Below are 504 nucleotides of genomic sequence, written 5' to 3'. Positions count from 1 at the left end.
GGCTGAAACAGCTAATCCTTTAATACAGCGACGCATTGCTTCTAAAGTTGCTTGTCTAATATTAGATTGATCAATTGCACGAGCGCAAACACTAGCAACTGAAACCGCTAATGCACTTTGCAAAATTTCATGATAAAATCTATTTCGTTGGAGAAAAGAAAGTTTTTTTGAATCATTTAACCCATTAGGAATACGATCTTTATCCAAGATAACTGCTGCCGTTACCACAGGTCCAGCGAGAGGCCCCCGTCCTACTTCATCAACACCTGCTATATGAAAAAAACCCTGTTTTTGCAAATCCAATTCGTACGAAAAATTTGGTTGAAGTGGCACATTAAACATCTTTGATAAATCACAAATACAACAAATATACACTTATTTCTGTAGCCTGCTTATTTTTTGCAAGCATTACAGTTTTAAATAGCTCTTCAAACATTCTGCGAATTCTTACACAAAAGATAAAAACAAACCATGAGATAAAGAGTATCCTATTGTCCATTTTTC

1 protein-coding gene is annotated in these 504 nt (G+C 35.3%); it reads right to left on the bottom strand.

Going from position 1 to position 504, the window contains the following annotated elements; translation table 11 throughout:
- Positions 1 to 342 (bottom strand): ribonuclease HII (locus tag ACFIO3_RS15920; protein WP_375704846.1); only part of this gene is annotated, 342 nt, incomplete at its 3' end.
- Between the last annotated feature and the right edge of the window lie 162 nt (positions 343 to 504).

Source organism: Bartonella sp. AD328YNZD, from assembly GCF_042196425.1.
Note: the sequence above shows the minus strand (reverse complement) of the source record. Positions and strands in the feature narration are given on the sequence as shown.